Here is a 22076-nt window from a genome sequence, read left to right on the forward strand (position 1 = left end):
CGACATGTCGCACTACCTCTACCTCGTCCGGCACGGAGAACACCAGGACGCCGAACACGGGCTGCGGGACGGCAAGCTGTCCGAGCGCGGCAAGCGGCAGGCGATGCTCGTCGCGGACCGTCTCGGCGGCGTGCCGTTCGACGGCGTCTACCACTCGCCGCTCGAAGCGCCGAGCGAGACCGCGTCGTTCCTGTCGCAGCGGCTCCCGGCGATCGAGCCCGAGCCGTCGACCCTGCTCTTCGACTGCATCCCGTCGGGTCCGACGCCGGACATGCCGCACGCGTACCAGGGGTGGTACGGCGGCATCACGGAAGAGGAGATCGTCGCCGGGCAGGCCCAGATGGGCGATGCGGTGGCGGAGTGGTTCACCCCTGCCCGCGAGGACCGGCACGACCTCCTCATCACGCACAACGCCGTCATCGGCTGGTTCGTGCGCGAGGCGTTCCAGGCACCGGAGTGGCGCTGGATGGGGACGAACGTGGCGCACACGGCGTTGACGATCATCCGGATCCGCTCGGCCAAGCCGGCCGAGGTCGTCGCGCTCAACGACCTGGCGCACCTGCCCGTCGAGCTGAGGACGGGCCTGCCGGTCGGTCAGCCCGTCTGACGGGTCCTGCGCGCCCGGAGTGCGGCGACCCGCGCTCGGAGCACCCGGTCCAGTCCGAACGGCCCACCGCCGAGCGCGACCAGCACCACCGCGAGGAGCAGGTACAGCACCTCGGGCAGGTAGAGCAGGTCGCCGTACCAGGTCACCGCGTCCGCCGGCCGGAGCTGGTGGACCGCCACGGTCGTGAGCGCGACCGTGCTGATCACGCCGAGGACGGCCGCGGCCGCCCGCGTCACGAGGCCGACGGCGAGCAGCAGGCCGAAGACGAGCTCGCAGCCCGCGACCACGGCGGCCGTGACGTCGGGCACCGGCGCGCCGATCGAGCGGATCGTCTCCGCCATCGCCGCGCGACCCGGAGCGGTCACGGTCTTGTTCCACCCGGACGCGGCGAAGAACAGTCCGAGCGCGACCCGGACGAGCGAGATCGAGAGGAACGGCAGGCGGGTCGGGGAGTCGAGGGCACGAAGGAGCAGGACCATGCCCTGCCGTTCGGAGCGGAGGCGCGGATCGCCTCAGCGCACCGGCTTGCGGTACCAGGCGGTCGCGTTCGGGTTGTCGTTGAACGCCGGTACCCGCTCGTACTCCCGACCGCGGTACATCGCACCGGCGGCGACGAGGGAGTCGTTCGTGTCGAGCACGATCGCCGTCGCGCCGAGCTCGACACCGCGTGCCTCGAGCGCGTCCATGACCGCCGTCGCCACGCCGCGTCCACGTCCCTCCGGGGTCACGAAGACGTGCTTCACCTCGAACCGGACGTCGTCGCCGTCGTCGGGGATCCGGCGGAGGCCGCCGCACCCGACCGCGCGACCTGCGTCGTACGCGACGACGAAGGTGCCGACCGGCGGCGTGAACTCGGCCGCCGGAGTGCGCTTCCGCGAGTACGACCCCTGGGCGCTCGGGAACGTGGCCTCGCGCTCGTCGAGGTACGCGTCGAGCAGGGCGTCGACCTCGGGGATGTCTGCCGGCACGGTCCTGACCTCGAGCGTCATGCGTCGATCCTAGGATGGTGGACATGGTCACTCCCGTCGCCGTCGTCGGCGCCACCGGTCGTCTCGGGGGCCTCGTGGCCGCCGTGGTCGAGGAACTGCCCGACTTCGAGCTCGTCGCGAGCCTGTCCTCCAAGGACGGGGCGCACGAGGCCGGCCCCGACGTGTTCGGCGGCGCGGCGATCGTGGTGGACGTGACCGTCCCGGCGCTCAGCCCCGCGATCGTCGACAACGCCCTCGTGAGCGGCGCGAACGTGCTCGTCGGCACGTCCGGGTGGTCCGGCGACCGACTCGCGACGCTCCGCGCGGGGCTCGAGTCGCGTCCGGAGCAGGGCGTCTTCGTGGTCCCGAACTTCTCGATCGGGTCCGTGCTCGGCACCCACCTGGCGACGATCGCCGCGCCGTGGTTCCCCTCGGTCGAGATCGTCGAGACGCACCACGCCGGCAAGATCGACTCCCCGTCGGGCACCGCGGTCCGCACGGCCGAGCTCATCGCCGACGCCCGGCGCGAGGTCGGTCCGGTCGACGCACCCCACGTCGACCAGCGCGCGCGGGGGCAGCAGGTCGCGAGCGTCCCGATCCACTCGCTCCGTCTGCCGGGCGTCAAGGCCGTGCAGGATGTGGTGCTGAGCGGCCCCGGCGAGACCCTGACCATCCGGCACGACACGAACGACGACGTCGCCTACGTCGCCGGCATCCGTGCAGCCCTGTCCGCCGTGGGGTCGATGCGCGGCCTCACGGTCGGCCTCGGCAGCGTCCTCGGCATCGGCTGACCGTCGTGCGCCTGACCCGGTCCCTCCGTTCGCCCTTCTGGGGCGCGGCGCTCATGGCGGTGCTGCTGGCGCTGTACATCGTGCTCGTCGGGCAGCGTGCCGTGGCGTTCATCGCGACGGGCATCCCGATCGGCATCGGCATCGGCGTCGCGCTCTTCGTCGTCGCGGCGATCGGTGCGCTGCTGCTCGTGCTCGAGTTCCGCTTCGGGCTGCGCATCACGCGGCTCGGCGCCCGGCTCGAGCAGGAGGGCGGCGCTCCCTCGGACGTCGTCCCGGTCCGTCCCTCGGGGCGTCCCACGCGCGAGGCCGCCGACGAGCTCTTCCCCGAGTACCGGGCCGCCGTCGAGTCCGACCCGGCCGACTGGCGCGGGTGGTACCGACTCGGCGTCGTCTACGACGCCGCGGGTGACCGCAAGCGGGCGCGGGCCGCGATGCGCGAAGCGCTCACCAGGGCACGCGTGTCCTGACAGGAGGCGCGGTGCGGGCCCGCACCGCGCCTCCTGGCACACAGCCGGTCGCGTCAGAACGCGGCGTCGACCGCGTCCTCGGCGCGCTGGTACCGGAACGCGTACCCGGACTCGAGCAGCTTCGTCGGCACCATCTGCTGGCTCGACAGGAGCATCTCGTCGGCCGCCTGCTGCAGGAGCAGCCGGAGCGCGAACTCCGGGATCCGGAAGAGGTAGGGCCGGTGCAGGTCCTCGGCGACGCGCTTGGTGATGCGGTCGGCGACGGCGGCCTCGGGGCCGGCGAGGTTCACCGGCCCGACGACGTCCGAGGCGTCGGGGCTGGTCGCGAGGTGCACGATCGCGCCCACCTCGTCCTCGAGGGCGATCCACGGCCAGTGCTGCCCACCGGTGCCGAGGCGGCCGCCGAGCCCGGTCTTCGTGAGCGGGACGAGCGGTGCGAGCGCGCCGCCGCCCTTCCCGACGACGATGCCGGTGCGGAGCGTCACGACGCGGACGCCCTCGGGAGCGGCGTTCGCGGCGGCCTCCCACGCGGTGCAGACCTCGGCGAGGAAGCCGGTGCCGGCGGCCGCGTCGTCCTGCAGGACGTCGGCCGGGCGGTCGCCGTAGACCCCCGAGGCCGAGCCCGAGAGGAACAGCGGCGGCGGGTTCGTCGCGTGGCGCATGGCCTCGACGAGGGTCTCGGTGGCGGACACCCGCGACTGCAGGATCTCCTGCTTGTAGGTCTCGGTCCAGGGGAGCTTGCCGATGTTCGCGCCGGCGAGGTTGATCACGACGTCGGCGCCGTCGAGGATCGCCGGGTCGAGCTTCCGGGTGCCCGGGGACCAGCGGAACTCGCTCGCCGTGCGCGGCTCGCGTCGGACGAGGGTGGTGACGTGGTGCCCGGCCTCGCGCAGGGCGTGGACGAGGGGCGTACCGATGAAGCCGGACGCACCGGCGAGCAGGATCGAGAGCGGCGCTGTCGTCATGTCGCTCACGCTACTCAACTGCCCGTGGATGTCTCCGGCTCGTCGTAGGCTCGTGGTCGTGACCGACAGCGAGAGCGTGCAGCCCGACCCCACCGTCGCGACCCCCTACGAGGACCTGCTGCGGCGTGTCCTCACCGAAGGAACTCCGAAGGGCGACCGCACCGGGACGGGGACCCGCAGCCTGTTCGGCGCACAGCTCCGGTACGACCTGTCGAAGGGCTTCCCGCTCGTCACGACGAAGCGGGTGCACTTCAAGTCCGTCGCCTACGAGCTGCTCTGGTTCCTGCGCGGCGACGGCAACGCCCGCTGGCTGCAGGAGCACGGCGTCCGGATCTGGAACGAGTGGGCGGACGAGGACGGCGACCTCGGCCCGGTGTACGGCGTGCAGTGGCGCTCGTGGCCGACGCCGTCGGGGGAGCACGTCGACCAGATCGCCCAGGTCATCGAGCAGATCACGACGAACCCGGACAGCCGCCGCCTGATCGTCTCGGCGTGGAACGTCGCCGACATCCCCGAGATGGCGCTCGCCCCGTGCCACGCGTTCTTCCAGTTCTACGTCAACGACGGCAAGCTCTCGTGCCAGCTCTACCAGCGGAGCGCGGACATGTTCCTCGGCGTCCCGTTCAACATCGCCTCGTACGCGCTGCTCACCCACATGATCGCGGCGCAGACCGGGCTCGAGGTCGGCGAGTTCGTGTGGACCGGCGGCGACTGCCACGTCTACGACAACCACGTCGAGCAGGTGGAGGAGCAGCTGTCCCGGACGGCGTACGCGCTCCCCACGCTCGAGCTCGCGCCGCGCGACTCGATCGACGACTACGAGTACGAGGACTTCACGGTCGTCGGCTACCACCACCACCCGGCGATCAAGGCCACGGTCGCCGTCTGATGTCGTCCTCGTGGACCGAACCCGTCCGTGGTGTCGGGATGGTCTGGGCGCGCTCGACGAACGGCGTGATCGGGGCCGACGGCGGGATGCCGTGGCACGTACCGGAGGACCTCGCGCACTTCCGGCAGGTCACCGGCGACGCGACCGTCGTGATGGGGCGCCGCACGTGGGAGTCGTTGCCGGAGCGCTTCCGGCCGCTGCCCGGGCGGCGGAACGTCGTGCTGACGCGTGACGGCTCGTGGACGGCCGACGGGGCCGAGGTCGTGCACGACCTGGCGACCGCGCTGGACACCGACGAGCCCGTGTGGATCATCGGCGGCGGGCACGTGTACGCGGCGGGGGTGCCCTTCGCCGACCGGGTCTCCGAGACGGTGATCGACGTCGAGGTGCCGGGGGACACCGTGGCGCCGACGCTCGCCGGGGCGGCCGGGTGGTCGCTCGTCGACGAGGGGCCGTGGCAGGAGTCGCGCGTCGACGGGACGCGCTACCGCTTCCTCGAGTGGCGCCGGCGCGCGTAGCGCCGGGCGCTCGCCGGGGCGTCAAACCACGGAAACGACATCGCACCAGGCATCGGCGATGGTTCGACGTCGGAAACCTGGTTCGACACGTTCCTGGGCCGCACCGTCCACGCGGACGGCAGCCCTCGCGCGCATCCCCGGTACGCTGGTGCCCGTGTCCCCGCGTGAGAATCCCTTCGGTCAGGTCCTCGTCGCCCTCGTGACCCCGTTCACGGCCGACGGCGAGGTCGACTGGCCCGGCGTCGAGCAGCACATCGACGACTGCATCACCGCCGGCGCCGACGGCATCGTGGTCACCGGCACGACCGGTGAGACGAGCACGCTGACCGACCCCGAGAAGCTCCGGCTGGTCGAGGTCGGCAAGTCCGTCGCCGCGGGCCGCGCGAAGATCATCACGGGTGGCGGGTCGAACGAGACCGCACACGCGATCCACCTCTACAAGCAGAGCGAGAAGGCCGGCGCCGACGGTGTGATGATCGTCACGCCGTACTACAACAAGCCGACGCAGTCCGGTGTGCTCACCCACTTCCGGATGATCGCCGACGCGACCGACCTGCCGGTGATCCTGTACGACATCCCCGGTCGCACGGGCATCCCGATCACCTACGAGACGATCGTGCGGGCCTCGCACCACCCGAACATCCTCGCGGTGAAGGATGCCAAGGGCGACTTCGCCGAGGTGTCCCGGGTGCTCAACAACACCGACCTCATGTACTTCTCGGGCGACGACACGAACGTGCTCCCGCACCTGTCGATCGGCGCGACGGGACTCATCGGCGTCACGGCGAACATCACGTCGACGCCGTACCGCACCATCGTCGACGCCGTGAACCGGGGCGACCTGGCCACCGCGACCGCCGAGCACAAGCGCGTCGAACCCCTCGTCCGCGCCGTGATGACGCACGTGCCGGGTACCGTGGCGGCGAAGTACATCCTGCACGGGCTCGGCCGCATCGGCAGCCCGCGCGTCCGGTTGCCGCTCGTCGGCCCCGAGGACTCCGAGGCGTACGCCATCGAGACCTCGCTCGAAGCCGTCCGGGACATCCCGGGCGCCGACTTCTCCAACTTCCGCCCCGACCGCAACGCAGCGGCCGGCGGTGCTCTTCCGAAGGTGCCAGGCACCACCCGCTAGCGAACACGCGGCGCGCAGGACGCGCGTCGCCCGAATCCGTAGGACCGAATGCCCACACAGATCTCCGAACCGCAGCCGCTCGAAGCCGGCACCCTCCGCGTCATCCCCGTCGGGGGACTCGGCGAGATCGGTCGCAACATGACCGTGTACGAGTACGAGGGCAAGCTGCTCATCGTCGACGCCGGCGTGCTCTTCCCCGAGGAGCACCAGCCCGGGGTCGACCTGATCCTGCCGGACTTCGCGCCGATCCGGGACCGCCTCGACGACGTCCTCGGCGTCGTGCTCACGCACGGCCACGAGGACCACATCGGCGCCGTCCCGTACCTGCTGAAGCTCCGCGACGACATCCCGCTGATCGGCTCCACGCTGACCCTGGCCCTGGTCGAGGCGAAGCTCAAGGAACACCGGATCAAGCCGTACACGCTCGTCGTGGCCGAGGACCAGACCGAGCAGCTCGGCCCGTTCCACCTCGAGTTCGTGGCCGTCAACCACTCCATCCCGGACGCCCTCGCCGTCGCGATCACGACCCCCGCCGGTCGTGTCCTGCACACGGGTGACTTCAAGATGGACCAGCTCCCGCTGGACGACCGCATCACCGACCTCCGTGCCTTCGCACGCCTGGGGGAGCAGGGCGTCGACCTGTTCCTGCCGGACTCGACCAACGCCGACGTGCCGGGCTTCACCGCGCCCGAGCGCGACATCGGACCCGTGCTCGAGAACATCATCACGCGCGCCCGCAAGAAGGTCGTCGTGGCGAGCTTCTCGTCGCACGTGCACCGCGTGCAGCAGGTCCTCGACGCCGCTGCCGCCGCGAACCGCAAGGTCGCGTTCATGGGCCGCTCGATGATCCGCAACATGACGATCGCCGCCGACCTCGGCTACCTCCGGGTGCCCGAGAACGTGCTCATCGACACGAAGAAGGCGAAGAACGTCCCCGACGACCAGATCGTCTACATGTCGACCGGGTCGCAGGGCGAGCCGATGGCCGTGCTCGCGCGCATGGCCAACCTCGAGCACCAGATCGAGATCGGCGAGGGCGACACCGTCATCCTCGCCTCGTCGCTGATCCCGGGCAACGAGAACGCCGTGTACCGCGTCATCGACGGGCTCACCAAGCTCGGCGCGAAGGTCGTGCACAAGGGCAACGCCAAGGTGCACGTCTCCGGACACGCGTCGGCCGGCGAACTGCTCTACTGCTACAACATCCTCCGGCCGAAGAACGTGCTGCCCGTGCACGGCGAGCACCGCCACCTGTACGCCAGCGCGGACCTCGCGATCCAGACCGGTGTGCCGCCGCGGAACGTCATCCTCGGCCAGGACGGCATCGTCGTCGACCTGAAGGACGGCGAGGTCCGGGTCGCCGGCCAGCTCGACATCGGGTACGTCTACGTCGACGGATCGACCGTGGGCGAGATCACCGACGCCGACCTCAAGGACCGCCGGGTCCTCGCGGAAGAGGGCTTCATCTCGATCTTCGCCGCCGTGGACTTCACCACCGGCCAGTGCGTCGTCGGCCCGGAGATCCAGTCGCGCGGCTTCGCCGAGGACGACTCGGTCTTCGACGACGTCCGTCCGCAGATCGCGAAGGCGCTCGCCGAGGCGGCCGCGAACGGCACGCGCGACGGGCACGCCTTCGGGCAGGTCGTCCGCCGGACCGTGGGTCGATGGGTGAACACGAAGCACCGTCGTCGTCCGATGATCGTGCCGGTGGTCATCGAGGCGTAGTGCTCGTCGCGACCACCGCGCACGTCGCGGTGGTCGCAGTGGCCGTGTCCAGGAGGCGCGGTGCACGTTCCTGACGGACGTGCACCGCGCCTCCTGGCACGTTCCGGCCTGTCGGCTGACCGGTTTCATCCCACAGGATGATCTTCTGTCGGTATGTCAGACAATAGTGTTCCGGGGTGACTGTCCTGCGTCGCTGGGTGTGGCCCGGCCTCAAGTTCCTCGTGTTCGCCGCCATCGCGGTGTCCCTCGTCCGCCTCGCGTTCTTCGCAGCCCAGCCCGAGGGCGAGGAGACCGTCCCGACCGGCGCGATCGAGGACCCGACCGTCACGGTCGCGACCGGCGACATCGTGAACGACGTCGAGGCGACCGGCACGATCCGGTCGGTGGCCGCCACGGCCGTCCGCTCCTCGGTCGAGGGCACGGTGAACAAGGTGTTCGCCGGCAACGGCGCGCACGTCGAGCAGGGCGCCCCGGTGATCGACGTCCGGGTCGAGACCCCGTCGACGGGGACGACCGACGACGGCGAACCGCTGCCCCCGACCGTGACCTTCTCGACCGTCGTCGCGCCGGCGTCCGGCACCGTGTCCGGACTCGACCTCGTCACGAAGCAGCCCGTGGCCATCGGCGACACCGTGGCACGCGTGGCACCGGAGGCCTACCGGGCGACCGCGACCCTCGATGCCGCCCAGCTCTACCGCCTCACCTCGCGTCCGTCCGAGGCGACCGTCACGGTCACCGACGGCCCGGCGCCGTTCACCTGCACCCACCTCACGCTGACGAGTGCTGCGGCGTCCTCCGCGGACGCCGGCGACGACGGCGACGACGGCTCCGGTGACGCCTCGGCCGGGGGCACGGAACTCGCGTGCGACGTGCCGAGCGGGGTCACCGTGTTCCCCGGACTCGAGGTCACGGTCGCGGTCCCCGCGGGGAAGGCGGAGGGCGTCCTGACGCTCCCGACGACCGCGGTGCAGGGTACGGCGCAGAAGGGCGTCGTCACGGTCGTGGGCGAGGACGGCAAGCGTGCCGAGAAGACCGTCGCGCTCGGCCTCAACGACGGGGAGAGCGTCGAGGTCCGGTCTGGGCTGTCGGAGGGCGACACCGTCCTGCAGTTCGTCCCGGGCAAGGAGCAGGTCGAGGGCGACGAGTTCGCCGACGACGGCTCCGTGGTGGTCGGATGAGCGCGCGGGCAGCGTTCCTCGTCCGGGTGCGCGGGCTGCGCAAGTCGGTCGAGCTCCCGGACGGGTCCGAGCTCGAGATCCTGCGTGGCGTCGACCTCGACGTCGACGCGGGCACCCGGGTCGCGATCGTCGGGCGCTCGGGGTCGGGCAAGTCCACCCTGCTCAACGTGCTCGGGCTGCTCGACACCCCGACCGACGGCGTCCACGACTTCGGCGGTGTCGACGTCGGTCGTGCCGGGTCGCTCCGGCGGGACCGGATCCGCGGGGAGGACGTCGGGTTCGTGTTCCAGCAGTTCAACCTCCTGCAGGGGCGCACCGCGCTCGAGAACGTCGAGGTCCCCCTGCTCTACGCGACCGGACGCGCCTTCTGGGCCAGGCGTCGGCTCGCGCTCGAGATGCTCGACCGGGTCGGACTCGCGGACCGCGCCGACACGCAGCCGCACCGCCTCTCGGGTGGCGAGCAGCAGCGCGTCGCGATCGCCCGCGCGCTCGTGCGTGCGCCGCGCCTGATCCTCGCGGACGAACCGACGGGCGCACTCGACGTCGACACGGGTCGTGTCGTGATGGAGCTCCTCGAGACCGTCGCCGGCGAGACCGGGGCGGCGCTCGTGACGATCACCCACGACGCCGCCGTCGCCGCACGAGCGGACGTCGTCCACCGCATCGACCACGGCCTGGTCGTCGACCCCACGGACGTGTCCGTCGCCGGGATCGCCGCCGAGGTCGTCGGGGTGACGCCGTGAACCGGGTCGTGACGACCGTCGTCGGCACGCTGGTCGAGTCCTGGCAGGAACTCCGGGTCCACCGTGGCCGGGTCGTGCTCAGCCTCGTCGGCGTCACCATCGCGGTGGCCTCGCTCGCCGTCGTCGTCGGGTTCGGGTCGCTCGCGGAGCGCGTGACGGCGGCGTTCAACGAGCAGTACGGCGGACGTCCCGCGACCTACAGCATCACCGGGACGCCCGGCTCCGGCGACGGCACCGGTGCGGCCGCGGCGGCCACGGCGGACGCGGTCGACCGGGAACTCCGCGCGGCCGCGGACCGGTACGACGTGCAGTACGCGACCGAGGCGTCGTACACGTCCCGTCGCATCCAGTTCCCGGACGGTGTCGCCGAGGTCCAGGGCATGACGGTCGACCCGCCGTGGGCCGAGATCCACCGGCTGCGGATCGCCGCGGGGGACTGGTTCTCCGAGTCCGACCGGGACCGCCTGGCACCGGCGCTCGTCGTCAACCAGGCGTTCCTCGACCGGCTCGGTGGCGCGGACGTGGTCACGCACCCGACCGTCCGGATGCCGGGAACCCCCGGCGTCACCGCGGTCGTCGTCGGGCAGTACGTGTCGTCGGAGTACGACACCGACCCGATGTTCTACCAGCTGGCGAACTCCGTCGCGACGGCGAGCGTCACGCCCGGTGCGGACGACGGCAACCAGCGGACGTTCGAGGTCTGGATCCCCGAGCACGGAGCGAAGGCGCTCGCGAACCGGATCGCCAGCGACGCGGAGCGTGCGGTCGGCGGCGACGTGTCGGTGGACGCCGGCCGCATGGACGCCGCGGGCTCGGTGGACGGCGACCCGCTCGGCGCGATGCGCTACGTCATCGCGGGCGTCGCGGTGCTCGTCCTCGTGCTCGGTGGCCTCGGCCTGCTCAACGTGTCGCTCGTGAGCGTCCGCCAGCGCATCCGAGAGATCGGCATCCGTCGCGGCGTCGGCGCCTCGGCGGGGCGGATCTTCGTGGCGGTCCTGCTCGAGAACGTCCTCGGCACCGCGGTGGCCGGCGGCATCGGCGTGATGGTCGGCGCCGCGGTCCTCGGGAACGACACCGTGCGCGGACTGATCACGAGCGGGGTCGAGGTCGGTGGGGCGCCGTTCCCGCTCGAGGCGGCGCTCATCGGCGTCGGGTCGGCCGTGTTCGTCGGCGCGCTCGCCGGCTTCCTGCCCGCGGTGCTCGCGGTCCGGGTGAAGGTCATCGACGCGATCCGGTACTGACACCGCGCCCGCCGTGGCATTCGTCGCGGATGCTGCGGCGGGCCGCGCTCGGTTTGTCCTGAGGGGGGATTAGGGTTCTGCCCATGGCCGGAGGCACCAAGTCGACCACGCGCTCGCGCGCGTCCTCGTCGTCCCGTGGAAGCGGGACGCGTGGCTCGTCGCGCACCCAGGCCACGACGAAGAAGCTGCCGCAGGCCGCACCGACCCCGGTCTTCCGCGAACAGAACCCCCTCGTGACGTTCTGGCTCGCGATGGCGCACGGCGTCGGCGCAGTCTTCCGCCTGCTCGGCACGGAGACGCTCGAGAAGGACCAGCGGCGCGACGGGTTCCCGTTCCTGCTCTTCGTGCTGGCGGTCGCCGGCGCGGTGGTCGAGTGGCTCAACCCGTCGAACGCCGTCTCGGTGGCGCTCGACGCGTACACGTTCGGCGGGCTGTTCGGCCGGCTGGCCTTCGCGTTGCCCGTCATCATGGTCGTCTTCGCCGGGTGGCTCTTCCGGCACCCGGCGTCCGTGCACGACAACACCCGGATCGGGATCGGTCTCGGCCTGTTGCTCGTCTCCATCGCGGCGCTCTGCCACGTGTTCGGCGGGCAGCCGAGCGCCTCGGACGGCATGCCCGCGCTGGCGACCGCCGGCGGTGTCATCGGCTGGGTCGTGATCGCCTGGCTCGTCGCGGTCGCCACCGAGTGGGTCGCGGTGCCGGTCGCGGTGTTGCTGCTCGTGCTCTCCCTCTTCATCATCACCAAGACGCCGCCGAACAAGATCGGTCGGCGCCTGCACGAGCTCTACGCGTACCTGTTCGGCGCGCCGGCCCCCGCAACGGAGACGGACGAGCCCGTCGCCGAGGCGCCCGCCGCACGGACCAAGCCGACGAAGAAGCGCGGCGCGAAGGGCGACACCGACTTCCAGCTGTTCGACGACCTCGGCTTCGAGGACGACAAGGCCGCCGAGTCCGACGCCGAGGGCGGGACCATCCCGTGGTGGCGCCGGAACAAGTCCGGTCGCGAAGAGGACCCGGCGTACGACAGCCCCGTGATCAGCGGTGCGACGTCGGCCGTGCCCCCGGCCGCCGCAGCCGCGCCGGCACCCGGCCCGAACGCCGGTGCCGCCGCCGGTCTGGTCGACCACACGCCGGCCGAGCCCGGTTCGGTCAACCTCAACGACTCGGTCGAGCAGGACCTGCAGATTGCCGAACAGGCCCTGCGTGACTTCGGGACCCCGGTGCCGGAACGCCCCGCGCCGGCCGAGGTCGTCCGTCCGGACGCCTCGGTGTCGCCGGTGGTCTCGCCGTCGCTCCCGGCCGAGGACCTCTCCGTCGACGCCGCCGACGACACGGACGGCCTGCCCCCGGTGGCCGGCCCCGATGAAGACCCGGCCGCGCCCTACCGGCTGCCGGCCGCCACGACGCTGAGCTCCGGCACGCCGTCGGTCGCACGCAGCCAGGCGAACGACGACATCGTCGCCGCCATCACGAGCGTCCTCACCGAGTTCAAGGTGGACGCGAAGGTCACCGGGTTCTCCCGTGGGCCGACGGTGACCCGGTACGAGATCGAGCTCGGCCCCGGCGTGAAGGTCGAGCGCGTCACCGCCCTGTCGAAGAACCTGTCGTACGCGGTCGCCTCGAACGAGGTCCGCATCCTGTCGCCGATCCCGGGCAAGAGCGCGATCGGCGTCGAGATCCCGAACACCGACCGCGAGACCGTCTCCCTGGGTGACGTCCTGCGCTCGAACGCCGCTCGCAAGTCCAAGCACCCGATGACGATCGGCGTCGGCAAGGACGTCGAGGGCGGCTTCGTCGTGGCCAACCTCGCGAAGATGCCGCACCTGCTCGTCGCCGGCTCCACCGGGTCCGGCAAGTCGGTGTTCATCAACTCGATGATCACGTCGCTGCTCATGCGCGCGAAGCCGTCCGAGGTCCGCATGGTCCTCGTCGACCCGAAGCGCGTCGAGCTCTCGATCTACGCCGGCGTCCCGCACCTCATCACGCCCATCATCACGAACCCGAAGAAGGCGGCCGAGGCGCTGCAGTGGGTCGTGAAGGAGATGGACATGCGGTACGACGACCTCGCGTCGTTCGGGTTCCGGCACGTGGACGACTTCAACAAGGCGATCGCGAACAACGAGATCGTCCTGCCGGCCGGCAGCGAGCGGAAGCTCAAGCCGTACCCGTACCTGCTCGTCGTCGTCGACGAGCTCGCCGACCTCATGCTCGTCGCACCGCGTGACGTCGAGGAGTCGATCGTCCGCATCACCCAGCTCGCCCGTGCCGCCGGCATCCACCTGGTGCTCGCGACGCAGCGTCCGTCGGTCGACGTCATCACCGGGCTCATCAAGGCGAACGTGCCGTCGCGGATCGCCTTCGCGGTGACCAGCGTCACCGACTCCCGGGTCATCCTCGACCAGCCGGGCGCCGACAAGCTCATCGGGCAGGGCGACGCGCTCTTCCTGCCGATGGGGTCGTCGAAGTCGCTCCGCGTCCAGGGTGCCTGGGTGCAGGAGAGCGAGGTCGCCGAGGTCGTCCAGCACGTCACCCGCCAGGCCCGTCCGGAGTACCGCCAGGACGTCCAGGCCGTGGTGGAGCGCAAGGAGATCGACGCGGACATCGGCGACGACCTCGAGCTGCTCCTCGCGGCGGTCGAGCAGGTCGTGTCGACGCAGTTCGGGTCGACCTCGATGCTCCAGCGCAAGCTCCGTGTCGGGTTCGCCAAGGCCGGCCGTCTGATGGACCTCATGGAGTCCCGCGACATCGTCGGCCCGTCCGAGGGATCGAAGGCGCGCGACGTCCTCGTGACGACCGACCAGCTGCCGGCCGTGCTCGCGAAGCTCCGGGGCGAGGAGCCACCAGCGGGTGCTGCCCCGGCCGCCCCCGCAGCCGGTCCGGCTCCCGTGGCGCCGGCGCCGGCGTCGGCCCCGACCGACGACGGCGACCGCTACGGTGCCGACCCGGTGGCGGACATGACGCGCGGGTACGATGAAGCAGACGACGAGCCCGATGAGGACGCGTGGGGACTGACGGGCAGGGAGTGAGTGCGATGACCGCCTCGGACAGCACGGAGACCACGCACGGCGCACGCTTCCCGTGGCGCGGACGACTCCTGCGCAAGGGCCCCGGCCCGGCGTCGACGGGCAACGTCGCGAACATCATCACGGTCGTGCGCATCCTCATGGCGCCGCTGTTCTTCGTGCTGCTCCTGACGGACGCCGGCACCGACGGGCCGCTGCGCATCTGGGCGGCCGTCGTGTTCGTCGTCGCCATCGTCACGGACAGCGCCGACGGCATCATCGCCCGACGGCAGAACCTCGTCACGGACTTCGGGAAGCTCGTCGACCCGATCGCGGACAAGGTCCTCATCGGCGGTGCGCTCGTCGCGCTGTCGATCCTCGGCGAGCTCCCCTGGTACGTGACCGTGCTGATCATGGTGCGCGAGATCGGCATCACGGTCTTCCGGTTCGCGGTGCTCTCGGACCGGGTGATCCCGGCGAGCCGGGGCGGCAAGATCAAGACCGTGCTGCAGGCCGTCGCGTTGACCGCCGCCCTCTTCCCGTGGTGGAACCTCGTGGGGGACTGGGCGCACTGGGTGAACGGCATCCTGATGACCGCGGCCTTCCTGGCGACCATCCTGAGCGGCATCGACTACCTGTACCAGGCGTGGAAGCACAACCGGACCACCGCGTGACGGCGGCCGACGACGCCACCGGCACCGCGCCTCCAGGACACGACACGGGACCCGACGTCCGGACGGCCGCTCGCGACCTCGTCGCGCGCCTGACCGAACGGGGCGACACCGTCGCCGTGGCGGAGTCGCTCACCGGTGGACTCGTCGTCGCGACCCTCGTCGGCGTGCCGGGCGCCAGCGCCGTGGTGCGCGGGGGAGTCGTGGCCTACGCGACGCCCGTGAAGCACACCGTGCTCGGCGTCTCGTCGGCGCTGCTCGCGTCCAACGGTGCGGTCGACCCCGAGGTGGCTCGGCAGATGGCCTCGGGCGTGCGAGCAGCACTCGCGGTCGACGGAGCACCCGCGACATGGGGCATCAGCACGACCGGTGTCGCCGGACCCGACCCGCAGGACGGTCAGCCGGTGGGGACGGTCTTCGTCGGCATCGCGGACGCCGACGGTGCCCAGGCGTACGAGTTGCACCTCGACGGCGATCGCGATGCAATCCGCTGGGCGACCGTCTCCGAACTCCTGGCACGGATGTCGTCCACGATCCGGGCCCGGGAATAGGTCCCGTTTCCACTGGGTTACATCTCACGCAATCTCCAGCAGTAGAGCAGCCGGCGTGGTTAGCATGCTGCAACCGGCAACGCTACTGTTGCTGAACCCGAACTCGGCCATCAGGACCGAGCGGGCGCGGAGACGACAGAGAGGAGGAGTTCTCATGGTTCTCGTTCGTCAGGAAATCGGCGACGTTCTGCGGGACTTCCGCTTGCAGAAGGGCCGGACCCTCCGTCAGGTCGCGTCCAAGGCCAGCGTGGCTCTCGGGTACCTCAGCGAGGTCGAGCGTGGGCAGAAGGAAGCCAGCTCGGAGATCCTCGCGTCCGTCGCGGACGCGCTGGACACCCCCATCTCGACCATCATGCGTGAGGTCGGCGACCGTCTCGCGGTGGTCGAGGGGCTCACCCCGGTGCCCGACACGCTCCCGGACGACCTCGTCGCCGAGTTCGACAACGACCTCGCGGTGCGCTGACGCCACCGCTTCCCGAACGCCCCCGCTGGTCCGCCAGCGGGGGCGTTCGGCGTTCCGGGGCCGTGCTCTGGCGGCGGGGCGGCGCGGTTACGCTGGGATGATGCGCGTGAGTGAGTTCTGGCGGGCCGTCGACCAGGTGTTCGGCGATGCCTACGGTGCCGTCGTCAGTCGTGACGTGGTGCTCGAGGAACTCGGCGGACGCTCGGCGGCCGAGGCGCTCGACGCGGGCATCGATGCGCGCCGCGTGTGGGAGGCGCTGTGCGAGTCGCAGGACGTCCCGCTCGAGAAGCGGCACGGCAAGGGGCTGGCGGAACCGCGGGACTGACGCGCGGTCTCCGTCCGAAACTCTGTTCGGCGTGTTGCTCGAACGGGTGTTCGATCGATGGTAGCTTCCTCCACAGCGGCGCTGTCCGGAGAGTTCGTCCACAGATCGCGCGGTCGTCGGCAGTGATGTCGGTGGCCCGCCCTAGGTTCGAGTCAACGGGAACAGCCCGAAAGCCTTGTCGCTGAAGCACCGGCCCTGCACCACCGGCCGGGTGGACGCGACAGCCTACAGGCGGCCGACACCGAGCACGAAGGAAGCACACCATGCCCTCACCCCAGGACCGCGAGAAGGCCCTCGAGACCGCTCTCGCCCAGATCGACCGTCAGTTCGGCAAGGGCACGGTCATGCGCCTCGGCTCGGACGAGCGCGCTCCCGTCGCCACCATCCCGACCGGTTCGGTCGCCCTCGACGTCGCGCTCGGCATCGGCGGGCTCCCGCGTGGCCGCATCATCGAGATCTACGGCCCGGAGTCGTCGGGTAAGACGACCCTGACGCTGCACGCCATCGCCAACGCCCAGCGCGCCGGCGGCATCGCGGCCTTCATCGACGCGGAACACGCGCTCGACCCCGAGTACGCGAAGAAGCTCGGCGTCGACATCGACGCGCTGCTCGTCTCCCAGCCGGACACCGGTGAGCAGGCGCTCGAGATCGCCGACATGCTCGTCCGTTCCGGCTCCATCGACCTCGTCGTCATCGACTCCGTCGCGGCGCTCGTGCCCCGCGCCGAGATCGAGGGCGAGATGGGTGACTCGCACGTCGGTCTGCAGGCCCGCCTCATGTCGCAGGCACTCCGCAAGCTCGCCGGTGGCCTGAACCAGACGCAGACCACGATGATCTTCATCAACCAGCTGCGCGAGAAGATCGGTGTGTTCTTCGGCAGCCCCGAGACCACCGCCGGCGGTAAGGCGCTCAAGTTCTACGCGTCGGTCCGCCTCGACATCCGTCGCATCGAGACGCTCAAGAGCGGCACCGACGCGGTCGGCAACCGCACCCGCGTCAAGGTCGTCAAGAACAAGATGGCCCCGCCCTTCAAGCAGGCCGAGTTCGACATCCTGTACGGCACGGGCATCTCGCGCGAGGGCTCGTTGCTCGACTTCGGCGTCGACCACGGCATCGTCAAGAAGTCCGGTGCCTGGTACACGTACGACGGCGACCAGCTCGGGCAGGGCAAGGAGAACTCGCGGTCGTTCCTGATCCAGAACCCCGAGATCGCTGCTGAGATCGAGGGCAAGATCCTCGCCAAGCTCGGTGTCGGCGGTGCGTCGGCCGAGGCGGTCGAGGCTCCCGTCGAGTCGATCGCGCCGAAGATCGCGGAGCGCAAGGGCGCGTGACGACCGACCACGACGGCGACGAGGACCTCGCACCGGTCACCGACCTGTTCGGTGCGCGCGGTGCGCGGTCCCGTCGCCGATCCGCGGCTGGGCCGGCGACGGCGGACGACACGGATGCCGTGACGGACCAGGGCGGAGCCGACGCCGACGCGCCGGTCCCGCTGCCGATCCAGGGCGCTCGGGCACAGGCGGAGTGGCTCTCGCCCGTCGTCGGGGACGGCAGCGGCCGCAGTGCCCGTGCCGAGCAGGACGGCTACGACGACGACCGGACGGCAGACGCCACGACGGCGTCCGTGTTCGCGATCGACGGCGGTGCCGAACTCGACCCCGCGGACGCCCCACGGCCGATCGACGAGCAGCGTGCCGACGCCGAGCGGCTCAGCATGCGCGCGCTCGGTCGCAAGGGCGTCAGCGAGTCCGAGCTGCGCACGATGCTGACCAAGAACGACCTCGACCCGGACGTCGTCGAGCACGAGATCGAGCGGCTCACCCGCGTCGGACTCGTGGACGACGTGGCGCTCGCGACCGACCTCGTCGACCGACTGCACGACCGCAAGGGTCTGGGGCGCCAGGGCGTCGTCGCCGAACTGCGGCGCCGCGGCATCGACCAGGTCGCGATCGACGCGGCGCTCGAGGCAGCCGCCGATGACGAGGACGACGAGTTCGTCCGGGCGATCGACCTCGCGCAGAAGCGTGCCGGGCAGCTCCGCGGGCTCGATCGAGCGACTGCGGAACGACGGCTCTCGGGCTTCCTGATGCGCAAGGGCTACAACGGGGGCATCGTGCGGATCGCGGTCGAGCGTGCGCTCGACGGCGGTGGGCGTCCGCCGGCGGGACCTCGCGGCTCCGTCCGCTTCGAGTAGCGTCGCGACGGTTTTACACTGGGACGACCATGGCCACCGTCGCAGCGCGCCCCCGCACCTACCAAGTCCGCACCTACGGGTGCCAGATGAACGTGCACGACTCCGAGCGGCTGAGCGGGTCGCTCCAGGCTGCCGGGTACGTCGCTGCCGACGGCGAGCAGGCGGACGTGGTCGTCATCAACACGTGCGCCGTGCGCGAGAACGCCGACAACCGTCTGTACGGCAACCTCGGGCAGCTCGCGGGCATCAAGCGCGAGCACCCCGGCATGCAGATCGCAGTCGGCGGGTGCCTGGCGCAGAAGGACAAGAACGTCATCCTCGAGAAGGCGCCGTGGGTGGACGTCGTCTTCGGGACGCACAACATGGGGTCGCTGCCGACGCTGCTCGAGCGTGCCCGGCACAACGACGAAGCGCAGATCGAGATCCTCGAGTCGCTCGACGTCTTCCCGTCGACCCTCCCGACCAAGCGCGACTCGACGCACAGTGGCTGGGTGTCGATCTCGGTCGGCTGCAACAACACCTGCACGTTCTGCATCGTGCCGTCGCTGCGCGGCAAGGAGAAGGACCGCCGCCCGGGTGACGTGCTCGCCGAGATCCAGGCACTCGTCGACGACGGCGCGATCGAGGTCACCCTGCTCGGGCAGAACGTCAACTCGTACGGCGTCGAGTTCGGGGACCGCCAGGCGTTCGGCAAGCTGCTCCGTGCCGCCGGCCAGATCGCGGGCCTCGAGCGGGTCCGGTTCACCAGCCCGCACCCCGCCGCCTTCACGGACGACGTCATCGACGCGATGGCCGAGACGCCGAACGTGATGCCCCAGCTGCACATGCCGCTCCAGTCCGGGTCGGACCGCGTCCTCAAGGCGATGCGCCGCAGCTACCGGAGCGAACGCTTCCTCGGCATCCTCGACCGCGTCCGGGCGAAGATCCCGCACGCGGCGATCTCGACGGACATCATCGTCGGCTTCCCCGGCGAGACCGACGCGGACTTCGAGGACACCCTGCGCGTCGTGGAGCAGTCGCGGTTCGCCTCGGCGTTCACGTTCCAGTACTCGATCCGGCCGGGGACGCCCGCGGCGACGATGGACGAGCAGCTGCCGAAGCACGTCGTGCAGGAACGGTACGAGCGGCTCGTCGCCCTGCAGGAGCACATCACGGCAGAAGAGAACGCGAAGCAGGTCGGGCGTACGGTCCAGGTCCTCGTCGCCACCGGTGAGGGCAAGAAGGACGACGCCACGCACCGGCTGTCGGGCCGCGCCGAGGACTCCCGACTCGTGCACTTCTCGGTGCCGGGCGGATCGGACGTGCCGCGCCCCGGGGACGTCGTCACCGTCGAGGTCACCCGCTCGGCCCCGCACTTCCTGATCGCCGACGGGGACGCACCGTTGCGGATCCGCCGGACCCGCGCGGGCGACGCGTGGGACCGTGCCCAGGCGGAGAGCTGCGGCGTCCCGACGCCGGCACCCGTCGGGGCCGCCGACGGCCCGCGGCCGGTGTCGCTCGGTCTGCCCAGCATCCGTGTCGGCCGCTGACGAGGAGCGCGCCGGCGGCGGCGACCTGATCGCGGTCGTCGGGGCGACCGGCACCGGCAAGTCCGACCTCGGCATCGCGATCGCCGAACGCCTCCGCGCCGCGGGCCGCCCCGCCGAGATCGTCAACGCCGACGCCATGCAGCTCTACCGCGGCATGGACATCGGCACCGCGAAGCTCAGCGTCGAGGAGCGCCGGGGCATCCCGCACCACCAGCTCGACGTGCTCGACGTCACGGACGAGGCCAGTGTCGCCGCCTACCAGCGTGATGCGCGGGCGGAGATCGAGGCCATCCACGGCCGCGGGAACGTCGCCCTGCTCGTCGGCGGCAGCGGGCTGTACGTCTCGGCCGTGCTCTTCGACCTCGCGTTCCCCGGGACCGACCCCGAGCTCCGCGCCCACCTCGAGCGCGAGCACGAGGAACTCGGGCCGGGCATCCTGCTGGAACGACTCCGCGGTCTGGACCCGGCGGCCGCGGCGACCATCGACGCACGCAACCCGCGGAGGTTGATCCGTGCACTCGAGATCGCGAGCCGATCCGAGGTGGTCACGCCGAGCCTCCCGTCCGCGCCCCGCGCCTGGCGACCCGCTCGGATCCTGCACCTGCACCGCGAACGAGCGCAGCTCGTCGCCGCGCTGCACGAGCGCGCGGCGCGCATGTTCGACGCCGGTCTCGTGGAGGAGGTCCGTGGGCTGCGCGAGCAGGGCCTCGAGTCGGGGCGGACCGCGCGGGCGGCGATCGGGTACTCGCAGGCGCTCGAGGTGCTCCGCGGGGATGCGACCGTCGACCAGGCGGTGGAGGCGACGGGCATCGCGACGCGCAAGTACGCCCGCCGGCAGGTGTCGTGGTTCCGGCGGTACGCCGACGCGGAGCTCCTCGACGTCACCGGCGCGGACCGGGCTGCGCTGACAGCGGCTGCCCGTAGGATCGTCCCGTGACCGAGCTGCACTTCACCAAGGGCCAGGGGACCGGCAACGACTTCGTCCTGTTCGCCGACCCCGACGCGTCGGTCGACCTGACCCCCGAGCGGATCCGCGCCATCGCCGACCGCCGGTTCGGTGTCGGCGGCGACGGCGTCATCCGGGCAGTCCGGTCCGATGCGCTGCCGGAAGGGCAGGCGCTCGTCGCCGAGGACCCCGCGGCGACCTGGTTCATGGACTACCACAACGCCGACGGCACGGTCGCCGAGATGTGCGGGAACGGCATCCGCGTGTTCGCGCGCTACCTCACGGAGTCCGGGCTCGTCGACCTGACCCCCGGCGAGACCCTGACGGTCGGCAGCCGCAAGGGACTCGTCGACATCCAGCGGACGACCAACGGCTTCTCCGCCGACCTCGGGCGCTGGGGGCTCGGCATCGAGGGCGGCGGCGCGGACGACGTGCTCGTGCGGGCGAAGAACCTCGACGGAGCACGCCCCGGGCTCGGCATCGACGTCGGCAACCCCCACGTGGTGGTCGCCGTCGCGACCGAGGACGAACTCGCCGAGGTCGACCTCACGTACGTGCCGGTGCTCGACCCGGTGCCCGCGGCCGGAGCGAACGTCGAGTTCGTGCTGCCGGGCGACCCGCTCGTGCAGGACGGCGTCGGTCAGATCACGATGCGCGTCCACGAGCGCGGCAGCGGCGAGACCCTGTCGTGCGGCACCGGGGCCGTCGCCGCGGCCCTCGCGACGCGGTACTGGGCGGGCAACGGGGCGCCGGACACGTGGCGCGTGCGCGTGCCGGGTGGGGTCGTCACGGCGCGCATCTTCGCGGCGGAGGACGGCGAGCACGTCGCGTTGTCCGGGCCGGCGGAACTCGTGTTCTCCGGTGACCTGACGGTCTGACCCGGGCTGGGCTCCGGCCAGGAGGCGCGGTTCGGCGCGCCGACGCTCGTCACGTGGGTCGCGCCTCCTGGCCACTGCCGTGGTGCGGACGGGCGGGCTGGTCGCTCGCGCTGGCCGCGTTGCCCGGTAGCGGCGCGCTGGCTGCGCTGCGCGCCGGCCGGTCGCGGCGCGCTGGCTGCGCTGCGCGCTGGCCGCGCTGGCTGCGCTGCGCGCTGGCCGCGCTGGCTGGCTGCGGCCCGGTGGCCGCGCTGCCCGGTCGCGTGACGTGTCGAACCACGTTCCCGACATCGAAC

The 22076-nt window shown here is 71.4% G+C and carries 24 protein-coding genes; 21 read left to right on the top strand and 3 right to left on the bottom strand.

What is annotated here, in order from left to right; all coding sequences use genetic code 11:
• The first annotated feature begins 4 nt into the window (after positions 1–4).
• Entirely contained in the window at positions 5–607 is a 603-nt protein-coding gene (locus JSX79_RS03055; protein WP_070419134.1) for a histidine phosphatase family protein, read from the top strand.
• On the opposite strand, the gene JSX79_RS03060 is transcribed toward JSX79_RS03055, so the two are convergent.
• Both JSX79_RS03060 and JSX79_RS03065 read right to left on the bottom strand, forming a co-directional pair.
• Positions 595–1086 (bottom strand): DoxX family protein, encoded by a 492-nt coding sequence (locus tag JSX79_RS03060; protein ID WP_229085125.1) that lies wholly within the window; start codon positions 1084–1086, stop codon positions 595–597. The genes JSX79_RS03055 and JSX79_RS03060 overlap by 13 nt on opposite strands.
• A gap of 33 nt (positions 1087–1119) precedes the next feature.
• On the bottom strand, positions 1120–1596 hold the full coding sequence (locus JSX79_RS03065; RefSeq protein ID WP_229085126.1) for a GNAT family N-acetyltransferase: 477 nt from the start codon (positions 1594–1596) through the stop codon (positions 1120–1122).
• A gap of 23 nt (positions 1597–1619) precedes the next feature.
• On the opposite strand from JSX79_RS03065, the gene JSX79_RS03070 reads away from it, so the two are divergent.
• Together JSX79_RS03070 and JSX79_RS03075 are read left to right on the top strand one after the other, a co-directional pair.
• Complete coding sequence (locus JSX79_RS03070) at positions 1620–2366, top strand: 4-hydroxy-tetrahydrodipicolinate reductase (protein WP_071301748.1); 747 nt, start codon at positions 1620–1622, stop codon at positions 2364–2366.
• Positions 2367–2371: 5 nt separating this feature from the next.
• The gene (locus tag JSX79_RS03075) at positions 2372–2833 is read left to right on the top strand and encodes a tetratricopeptide repeat protein (RefSeq protein WP_374115138.1); all 462 of its coding nucleotides are present in this window, start codon (positions 2372–2374) and stop codon (positions 2831–2833) included.
• Between the two features lie 53 nt (positions 2834–2886).
• On the opposite strand, the gene JSX79_RS03080 is transcribed toward JSX79_RS03075, so the two are convergent.
• Entirely contained in the window at positions 2887–3798 is a 912-nt protein-coding gene (locus JSX79_RS03080) for a TIGR01777 family oxidoreductase (protein WP_175473607.1), read from the bottom strand.
• Positions 3799–3856: 58 nt separating this feature from the next.
• On the opposite strand from JSX79_RS03080, the gene JSX79_RS03085 reads away from it, so the two are divergent.
• From JSX79_RS03085 to JSX79_RS03170, 18 genes are all read left to right on the top strand, one after another.
• On the top strand, positions 3857–4687 hold the full coding sequence (locus tag JSX79_RS03085) for a thymidylate synthase (RefSeq protein ID WP_229085127.1): 831 nt from the start codon (positions 3857–3859) through the stop codon (positions 4685–4687).
• Positions 4687–5205 carry a dihydrofolate reductase gene (locus JSX79_RS03090; protein ID WP_071301672.1) on the top strand — a complete coding sequence of 173 codons (519 nt, stop codon included), beginning with the start codon at positions 4687–4689 and terminating at the stop codon, positions 5203–5205. The genes JSX79_RS03085 and JSX79_RS03090 overlap by 1 nt, the downstream gene beginning before the upstream one ends.
• Before the next feature lie 154 nt (positions 5206–5359).
• Positions 5360–6337, top strand: coding sequence for a 4-hydroxy-tetrahydrodipicolinate synthase (gene dapA / locus JSX79_RS03095; protein ID WP_071295500.1), 978 nt, complete (start codon positions 5360–5362; stop codon positions 6335–6337).
• A gap of 48 nt (positions 6338–6385) precedes the next feature.
• A complete protein-coding gene (locus JSX79_RS03100) occupies positions 6386–8062 on the top strand; it encodes a ribonuclease J (RefSeq protein WP_070416509.1) in 1677 nt (558 codons plus the stop codon).
• 176 nt (positions 8063–8238) lie between these two features.
• Complete coding sequence (locus JSX79_RS03105) at positions 8239–9240, top strand: HlyD family efflux transporter periplasmic adaptor subunit (RefSeq protein ID WP_229085128.1); 1002 nt, start codon at positions 8239–8241, stop codon at positions 9238–9240.
• Complete coding sequence (locus tag JSX79_RS03110) at positions 9237–9983, top strand: ABC transporter ATP-binding protein (RefSeq protein ID WP_229085129.1); 747 nt, start codon at positions 9237–9239, stop codon at positions 9981–9983. Before JSX79_RS03105 ends, JSX79_RS03110 begins: the two co-directional genes overlap by 4 nt.
• Positions 9980–11224, top strand: coding sequence for an ABC transporter permease (locus JSX79_RS03115; RefSeq protein WP_229085130.1), 1245 nt, complete (start codon positions 9980–9982; stop codon positions 11222–11224). The genes JSX79_RS03110 and JSX79_RS03115 overlap by 4 nt, the downstream gene beginning before the upstream one ends.
• 83 nt (positions 11225–11307) lie before the next feature.
• Positions 11308–14250 carry a DNA translocase FtsK gene (locus tag JSX79_RS03120; protein WP_229085131.1) on the top strand — a complete coding sequence of 981 codons (2943 nt, stop codon included), beginning with the start codon at positions 11308–11310 and terminating at the stop codon, positions 14248–14250.
• A complete protein-coding gene (gene pgsA / locus JSX79_RS03125; protein WP_083294987.1) occupies positions 14247–14900 on the top strand; it encodes a CDP-diacylglycerol--glycerol-3-phosphate 3-phosphatidyltransferase in 654 nt (217 codons plus the stop codon). The genes JSX79_RS03120 and pgsA overlap by 4 nt, the downstream gene beginning before the upstream one ends.
• Entirely contained in the window at positions 14873–15448 is a 576-nt protein-coding gene (locus tag JSX79_RS03130) for a CinA family protein (RefSeq protein ID WP_302847533.1), read from the top strand. The genes pgsA and JSX79_RS03130 overlap by 28 nt, the downstream gene beginning before the upstream one ends.
• 154 nt (positions 15449–15602) lie before the next feature.
• Positions 15603–15911 (top strand): helix-turn-helix domain-containing protein, encoded by a 309-nt coding sequence (locus JSX79_RS03135; protein ID WP_058742950.1) that lies wholly within the window; start codon positions 15603–15605, stop codon positions 15909–15911.
• Between the two features lie 100 nt (positions 15912–16011).
• On the top strand, positions 16012–16236 hold the full coding sequence (locus JSX79_RS03140; RefSeq protein WP_022907383.1) for a DUF3046 domain-containing protein: 225 nt from the start codon (positions 16012–16014) through the stop codon (positions 16234–16236).
• A gap of 263 nt (positions 16237–16499) precedes the next feature.
• On the top strand, positions 16500–17567 hold the full coding sequence (gene recA, locus JSX79_RS03145; RefSeq protein ID WP_070416506.1) for a recombinase RecA: 1068 nt from the start codon (positions 16500–16502) through the stop codon (positions 17565–17567).
• Positions 17564–18430 carry a regulatory protein RecX gene (locus tag JSX79_RS18570; RefSeq protein WP_229085132.1) on the top strand — a complete coding sequence of 289 codons (867 nt, stop codon included), beginning with the start codon at positions 17564–17566 and terminating at the stop codon, positions 18428–18430. The genes recA and JSX79_RS18570 overlap by 4 nt, the downstream gene beginning before the upstream one ends.
• A gap of 29 nt (positions 18431–18459) precedes the next feature.
• Complete coding sequence (gene miaB, locus JSX79_RS03155) at positions 18460–19959, top strand: tRNA (N6-isopentenyl adenosine(37)-C2)-methylthiotransferase MiaB (RefSeq protein ID WP_229085133.1); 1500 nt, start codon at positions 18460–18462, stop codon at positions 19957–19959.
• Positions 19946–20896 carry a tRNA (adenosine(37)-N6)-dimethylallyltransferase MiaA gene (miaA, locus tag JSX79_RS03160; protein WP_229085134.1) on the top strand — a complete coding sequence of 317 codons (951 nt, stop codon included), beginning with the start codon at positions 19946–19948 and terminating at the stop codon, positions 20894–20896. Before miaB ends, miaA begins: the two co-directional genes overlap by 14 nt.
• Positions 20893–21783, top strand: a complete 891-nt coding sequence (gene dapF / locus JSX79_RS03165; RefSeq protein ID WP_229085135.1) for a diaminopimelate epimerase — start codon at positions 20893–20895, stop codon at positions 21781–21783. The genes miaA and dapF overlap by 4 nt, the downstream gene beginning before the upstream one ends.
• Before the next feature lie 53 nt (positions 21784–21836).
• On the top strand, positions 21837–22076 hold a 240-nt coding region (locus JSX79_RS03170; RefSeq protein ID WP_229085136.1), incomplete at its 3' end, for a hypothetical protein.

The organism is Curtobacterium sp. GD1, from assembly GCF_020882855.1.
GTDB lineage: Bacteria > Actinomycetota > Actinomycetes > Actinomycetales > Microbacteriaceae > Curtobacterium.

What these genes read in the sequence shown, in the direction of transcription:
- JSX79_RS03055 (WP_070419134.1), top strand. Translation starts at nt 5, where the DNA reads ATGTCGCACTACCTCTACCTCGTCCGGCACGGAGAACACCAGGACGCC.
- JSX79_RS03060 (WP_229085125.1), bottom strand. Translation starts at nt 1,086, where the DNA reads ATGGTCCTGCTCCTTCGTGCCCTCGACTCCCCGACCCGCCTGCCGTTC.
- JSX79_RS03065 (WP_229085126.1), bottom strand. Translation starts at nt 1,596, where the DNA reads ATGACGCTCGAGGTCAGGACCGTGCCGGCAGACATCCCCGAGGTCGAC.
- JSX79_RS03070 (WP_071301748.1), top strand. Translation starts at nt 1,620, where the DNA reads ATGGTCACTCCCGTCGCCGTCGTCGGCGCCACCGGTCGTCTCGGGGGC.
- JSX79_RS03080 (WP_175473607.1), bottom strand. Translation starts at nt 3,798, where the DNA reads ATGACGACAGCGCCGCTCTCGATCCTGCTCGCCGGTGCGTCCGGCTTC.
- JSX79_RS03090 (WP_071301672.1), top strand. Translation starts at nt 4,687, where the DNA reads ATGTCGTCCTCGTGGACCGAACCCGTCCGTGGTGTCGGGATGGTCTGG.
- JSX79_RS03100 (WP_070416509.1), top strand. Translation starts at nt 6,386, where the DNA reads ATGCCCACACAGATCTCCGAACCGCAGCCGCTCGAAGCCGGCACCCTC.
- JSX79_RS03110 (WP_229085129.1), top strand. Translation starts at nt 9,237, where the DNA reads ATGAGCGCGCGGGCAGCGTTCCTCGTCCGGGTGCGCGGGCTGCGCAAG.
- JSX79_RS03120 (WP_229085131.1), top strand. Translation starts at nt 11,308, where the DNA reads ATGGCCGGAGGCACCAAGTCGACCACGCGCTCGCGCGCGTCCTCGTCG.
- JSX79_RS03135 (WP_058742950.1), top strand. Translation starts at nt 15,603, where the DNA reads ATGGTTCTCGTTCGTCAGGAAATCGGCGACGTTCTGCGGGACTTCCGC.
- JSX79_RS03140 (WP_022907383.1), top strand. Translation starts at nt 16,012, where the DNA reads ATGCGCGTGAGTGAGTTCTGGCGGGCCGTCGACCAGGTGTTCGGCGAT.
- recA (WP_070416506.1), top strand. Translation starts at nt 16,500, where the DNA reads ATGCCCTCACCCCAGGACCGCGAGAAGGCCCTCGAGACCGCTCTCGCC.
- miaB (WP_229085133.1), top strand. Translation starts at nt 18,460, where the DNA reads ATGGCCACCGTCGCAGCGCGCCCCCGCACCTACCAAGTCCGCACCTAC.